This window comes from Rhodospirillaceae bacterium (genome assembly GCA_016712715.1).
GTDB lineage: Bacteria > Pseudomonadota > Alphaproteobacteria > Dongiales > Dongiaceae > Dongia.
In genome coordinates this window covers 1-4,499 of the sequence record JADJQM010000011.1, presented here as the reverse complement: position 1 = coordinate 4,499, position 4,499 = coordinate 1, and the positions used below count along the sequence as shown (strand labels likewise).

The following is a 4,499-nucleotide window of genomic DNA, read 5'->3' as shown; positions in this document are numbered from 1 at the left end:
AGCTCATTTACAGCCTCCGTTGGGCTTTCCATTCGCCCAAATCTATGACTTTGGTATTACCCCAAGACAAGCGCTGCCGGGGAGGGGTTATGTTCCGGTGCGCTTGGTTAAACCCGCTGGCCTGTCGGGAAGTACAGTACGTGCAAGCGATAGCATGCCGGTGCGGATATTTCTGTCGCCTTTGCGATAGGCGAGCACCAGCCACCATTCATCGTCCGACAGGATCTTGTACTCATTACCGCGATCTTCATCAGCGCGATCGGCGCGCGTGCTGGCGAGGCCCCAATGTTCCGGTCCGACCACCTCGCTCAATAGTTGCCGGAGCTTCTCGAAGTTGGGTTTTGAAATTCGGCCCGTCGTAATCCACCCCGACACCGATGGCGGTTTTACTTTGAATTCGCGCGCAACGTCAGCTTGCGACATGGTCGCCTTGTCCAGCGCCGACTTGATTGCTTGGCCGAGAGCCTTACCCGTAAGCATTGCCTAATTAGACTCATTGAGGGCAGCGTTAGGCAATGCCTCTTGACTCGCATTAGGCAATGCCTTACTCTCGCGGCCATGGAACAGAAACCAATTCTGAAAGCTTGTGCCGCGGTCGGTGGCGTTAGTGCGCTGGCGGGCTTGCTGCGCGTAACACCGCCGACGGTTAGCCAGTGGATATCCGGGCGGCGACAGATACCTGCGCTCCGCTGCCCGGCGATTGAGCGCGCCACCGGTGTGCCGTGCGAACAACTGCGGCCGGATGTTCAGTGGGGCCTGCTTCGCGGTACGGCTGAGATCGGCGACGGCGCGTGTGAGCCTTCCGCCGCGCCTGGTGCCCAGGCGGCTTGATGGTGCTGCTGTGTTGAACGCTTTCATCGTCTCCTCCCGCTCCGGTTCGCTGGGGCTTCCGGCTGTCGGTGTGACAACCACACCGACAGCCTATTTTTTTGCCCTGAATTTAGCTGCCCGTCGGTGTCCGTAAACGGACATCAAATTACGGAGGTATACGGACATGAGTCACGGACCTGAACTGTTTTACGAGAGCTGGGAAGAAGCCCTGAAGGACGATATCAAGGCCCTCGGCGGCACCAAGGCCGTCGGCAAGCTGTTGTGGCCGGATCTCGATATCGATCTCGCCCGAAACCGGCTGAACGATCGCTTGAATCCAGACCGCCGTGAAAGGCTTAGTGATAGCCAGGAGCGGATGATCATGCGCCACTCCCGGGAAGCCAGGGGCTTCTCAGCGGCCATGTTCTACCTGGCTGATGACACCGGCTTTGAGCGGCCGAAATCGCGGGCGCCGCGCGACGAGATGACCGAGCTGCAGCGCCAGTTTGTGGATTCGGTGAAGATGCAGGCGAAGATCGTTGAGCGCATCGAACACCTGCAGCCGCAGCTCGCCCGGCCGGCATGAATCCAAGACCGCGCATTCTCGCCACCCAGCACGTCGCGGTGGTCGATGGCATCCGGCTGACGGCGGTGGTGCTCGACAAACCGCCAGTGGCTGTGGTGTCGGACATTGAATCGATCATGGGCGGCTGGTGGTATCGCTCGGGCAGCTACCCTGTCGGCCGGATCTTCGGGACGCTGCTGAACCCATAGCCGATGACCGAACCGAGCGCCAAGCCGTGGGCTGATCTGGCCGCCTACCGCGCCGAGCACGCGCGGCGGAATCCTATCCCGGACGTTGGCCAGGTGGTCGCCGGCCTGGCCGACCGCAAGCAGTGGCTGATCTGGCGCTACGAACCAGGCGAGACGCCTGTAAAGAAGCCGCGCAAGATGCCCTACTACGTCGGCAAGAAGCGGCGGCATGATGTCCAGGGGTCGGAACAGGACCGTGCCGGGCTTGAGACCTACGCGGTAGCCGCGGCGGATGCCGTAAGCGCGGGTTCGACGGTGTCGGTTTCGCCTTCCTGCCCGGTGATGGACTGATCGGCATTGATCTCGACGAGATGATTGATCCCGACACGGGCGAGATCTCGGAGCGATGCAGCCAGATCATCAAGGCCTGCGACAGCTACACCGAGCTGTCGCCCAGCGGCAAGGGCGTTCATATCATTTGCAGTGGCGAGACCGAAACCTTCAAGAGCAATAAGGTTGGTATCGAGGTCTTCGCCGGCCGGCAGTACTTTACCTTTACGGGCAAGCCGTGGCCGGGCACACCATCTGAGATCCGGCCGTTGAATGACTTGGCCTTGCGCCGCTTGCGGGCGACGGTCAAGGGCAGCAAGGCGACAGCAACGCCCAGGGCGCCGGCGCCATCCGCCCCTACCGCGCCGACGACAGCGCATGGCGGGCGTCAGCGCAGCCTGGCTGAGAGCGTGGCTCTGGCGGAAGAGGCGCTGCAGCACCTGGATGCGGACGATTATCAGCAATGGATTGATATCGGCATGGCCTGCAAGGCAGGCCTCGGCGAACGCTATGGCTTCATGGTGTGGGATGCCTGGTCGGCGCGCAGTTCCAAGTATGCCGGCTCCCAGGACACGGAAAAACGCTGGGAAGGTTTCCAGCCGACGCAACTGACCCTGGGCACGGTCTTCGGCCTGGCCGAGGCGGCCGGATGGGTATCGCCCTGGGCGAAAGCGCGGGCCCGCAAGCCGCGCGCGCGCAAAGAGGCTGCCGCACCGCCTGACGATGCGCCGCCTCTATCCGCTGCTGGTGGTGGGGATGGTGGCTTACCCCCCTCCGATGCTCCCGCGGGGGAAATGGGGTCACCGCCGGGTCCGCCGCCGGATGACGATTGGCCGCGTGATCTGCTCAGAGTAAAGGGCGACGTGTCGCCGTGCCTCGCAAACGCCGAGCTGATCCTGTCGCATGCGCGAGTGGCGGACGTGATCGGCTGCGACGATTCGCGGAGCGAACGGTGTTCCGGTCGCCGGTGCCGTGCGACCGGAACAGCCCGCAATCGGGCGATTGGTCCGATCACCTGGATGACATGACGACGATCTGGCTGCAGCGCAAGTGGGGCGTCGAGTTCGCGCCGAACACGGTCGGCAAGGCGGTTGAGGTCCTGGCGCGCGGCAAGCGCTTTCATCCGGTGCGCGAAGCGCTGGAGGGGCTGAAGCCTTGGGACGGCACACGCCGCAACACGGAGTGGTTGTCGGACTACCTGGGCGTCGAAAAGTCGAAATACACCGAGCTGGTCGGCGCTTTCTTCCTGCGCGGAATGATCAAGCGAGTCATGGAGCCCGGCTGCAAGTTCGACTATTGCATGGTGCTCGAGGGGCCGCAGGGGAAGGGTAAATCAACCGTGGCGCGCATTTTGTCGTGGCACTGGTTCTGCGATACCGACCTTGACCTCAACAACAAGGATTCGCTGCTCGCCCTTCCGGGGCATTGGGTCTATGAGATCGCGGAGCTCGGTTCGCTGATGAAGGCTGAAGAGCGCAAGCAGAAGAGCTTCCTCTCGCGGCAGGAAGATGAATACCGGCCGCCTTATGGCAAGCGGCTGATCAAGGTGCCGCGCCAGTCCGTGTTCATCGGCACCACGAACGAAGAGGAATACCTCAAGGATGCCACCGGCGGCCGGCGCTTCTGGCCAGTGGTGTGTGGCGACGAGATCAACCTCGATGGCCTTCGCAACAGCCTGGAGCAGATGTTTGCCGAGGCGCTGGCGGACTACCGGGCCGGCGAGCGATGTTGGCCCTCTGGCGCGGAGCAGGACGAGCTATTCACGCCAGAACAGGCCAAGCGAGGCATGTCGGAGCCGTTCGAAGACATCCTGTGGAAGTGGGTGGAAAACCAGATGTCGCCGTTCTCGATGGCTGATGCGGCAGTCGATGGTCTGAAGCTGACGCCAGACAAGCTGACGCCGGCCATCGTGACGCGGCTGGGAATCGCCTTGCGCAAGCTCGGTTGCGGCCGAAAGGAAGACCGCAACGCCGAAGACCCGAGCAAGCGCCGGCTCTATCTCACCCCGGCGATGGTGCGCCGGGAAATGCGTGGAGCCCCTGCCAGTGCGGCTGTACCGCGCCCGTCGGCTGGCATTGGAGGCATCGATGTGCCCTTCTAAGGCTCTCGGCGGGGTTCCCAGCCTTCCCAACCTCAATTTAGAGGCTGGGAACTTTTACGCGCTGATTTTAAAAGGGTTTCCCAACCTTCCCAGCCTTCCCAACCTTTTTCACGATTCGCACACACGGGCGGGCGCACACGCGCGCACGCGCACGCACACGCATGCAAGTAATAAAAAAAACGTTGGGAAGGCTGGGAAGGTTGGGAAGAAGCAGGCAGGACGCGGCTTTCGGGCTCCCAACCTCTAAACAGAGGGTGGGAAGGTTGGGAAAAGGGGGTGCCATGGTTGATCTGGAGCGGATGCGGGCGGCTTTTGTCGTCGCGGCGGTGTGGCAAGCGTGGTCGGCGGCCGATCAGGCGGAGTACGGCGCGCAAATCAGGGCAGCGATCGAGGCCAACGACGAGGTGGCGCTGGGATGGTGGGCCGAATACCTGGAACAGGCATCCGGCCTCGAACATCTGGCGTCGTGCTGCCGGTCGGCAGAGGCGCGCATCAAGGCGTCGAA

Annotated in this window: 8 protein-coding genes; 7 read left to right on the top strand and 1 reads right to left on the bottom strand. The window is 62.5% G+C overall.

The window, feature by feature from the left end:
* Window positions 1-87: 87 nt before the first annotated feature.
* Window positions 88-480, bottom strand: a complete 393-nt coding sequence (locus IPK59_23240) for a helix-turn-helix transcriptional regulator (GenBank protein MBK8161531.1) — start codon at window positions 478-480, stop codon at window positions 88-90.
* 78 nt (window positions 481-558) lie between these two features.
* Between IPK59_23240 and IPK59_23235 the strand changes: the two genes are divergently transcribed.
* The 7 genes from IPK59_23235 to IPK59_23205 form a co-directional block, all read left to right on the top strand.
* Window positions 559-831 carry a helix-turn-helix domain-containing protein gene (locus IPK59_23235; protein ID MBK8161530.1) on the top strand — a complete coding sequence of 91 codons (273 nt, stop codon included), beginning with the start codon at window positions 559-561 and terminating at the stop codon, window positions 829-831.
* Window positions 832-994: 163 nt separating this feature from the next.
* Entirely contained in the window at window positions 995-1,396 is a 402-nt protein-coding gene (locus IPK59_23230; protein MBK8161529.1) for a hypothetical protein, read from the top strand.
* On the top strand, window positions 1,393-1,584 hold the full coding sequence (locus tag IPK59_23225; protein ID MBK8161528.1) for a hypothetical protein: 192 nt from the start codon (window positions 1,393-1,395) through the stop codon (window positions 1,582-1,584). The genes IPK59_23230 and IPK59_23225 overlap by 4 nt, the downstream gene beginning before the upstream one ends.
* 3 nt (window positions 1,585-1,587) lie before the next feature.
* The gene (locus tag IPK59_23220; protein MBK8161527.1) at window positions 1,588-1,914 is read left to right on the top strand and encodes a hypothetical protein; all 327 of its coding nucleotides are present in this window, start codon (window positions 1,588-1,590) and stop codon (window positions 1,912-1,914) included.
* 20 nt (window positions 1,915-1,934) lie between these two features.
* Window positions 1,935-2,921, top strand: coding sequence for a PriCT-2 domain-containing protein (locus tag IPK59_23215; protein ID MBK8161526.1), 987 nt, complete (start codon window positions 1,935-1,937; stop codon window positions 2,919-2,921).
* Window positions 2,846-3,994, top strand: coding sequence for a hypothetical protein (locus tag IPK59_23210; GenBank protein ID MBK8161525.1), 1,149 nt, complete (start codon window positions 2,846-2,848; stop codon window positions 3,992-3,994). The genes IPK59_23215 and IPK59_23210 overlap by 76 nt, the downstream gene beginning before the upstream one ends.
* Before the next feature lie 281 nt (window positions 3,995-4,275).
* Window positions 4,276-4,499 (top strand): hypothetical protein (locus IPK59_23205; GenBank protein ID MBK8161524.1); only part of this gene is annotated, 224 nt, incomplete at its 3' end.